This window comes from Streptomyces sp. DH12 (assembly GCF_020873895.1).
Taxonomy (GTDB): Bacteria; Actinomycetota; Actinomycetes; order Streptomycetales; family Streptomycetaceae; genus Streptomyces.
On record NZ_JAHWGT010000272.1, the window covers coordinates 1 to 723 of the forward strand.

Consider the following 723-nt stretch of genomic DNA (forward strand, 5'->3'; position numbering starts at 1 on the left):
GTCCTCGAGCTGCTCGTCGTCGTGCCAACCGTCGCGGCGCATGTCGGCCCGTAGCCGGTCCAGGGCTTCCGGAAGCGCCGACAGCTCCGCGTATCCGACCTCGCCGACGAAGGCCGCGGCGTCCTGGCAGTGGACCAGCCAGTGCGGTTGCTGCCAGGCGCGGAAGCCAGGCGTGCGGCGGGTGACCGTGTGCACGACGCCCTCGCTGACACCGTCGAGCCCGTAGCAGTCGGTGAAGTCACCCTCGAAACGTACGGCCGCGCTGCCGTCCGCGATGCACCACGGGCAGAAAGGTCCGTCGACGTCGTGTGCGGTGTAGAACGTGGCGGTGTAGATCCAGCCCCTGCTGCGCTCACAGCACACACACCTGTCGGCGGACGCGCGGAGGGACCCGGTGGCTACAGGATCCGGGTGATAGCGGAAGTGGGGCAGGCCGTCACTCATCACCGGCACCCTACCCGCGTGCGATCCCAAGTCTCTGCCGGACCGCCGCGAACGGAAAAGGCACCGTCCGGCTCTCCGTCCGGAACCGCTGACAGAAGTCCCCCATCGTCTCCGCGACCGGCGCGTACCGCGCGACCACGTCAGCGATCGCGGTCGGCATCTGCCGTGGGCGGACCCCTTTCGCGCACGCGCGTACGAACGCTCTTCGTTCCTCCGGTCCGTGTCCGAGCAGAGCCACGGTCAGCCAGTTCACGAGATGCGTGACGGCGTAGCACCGGT

At 69.0% G+C, this 723-nt stretch carries 1 protein-coding gene and 1 pseudogene; both read right to left on the bottom strand.

The genetic code is table 11. From position 1 onward, the window contains the following. Nucleotides 1-444: CbrC family protein (locus tag LPA54_RS33980; protein WP_228984538.1), on the bottom strand; the 444-nt coding region annotated here is incomplete at its 3' end. A 10-nt stretch (nucleotides 445-454) separates the two neighbouring features. After that, nucleotides 455-723 (bottom strand): annotated as a pseudogene (locus LPA54_RS33985) (protein kinase family protein); the annotation flags it as partial.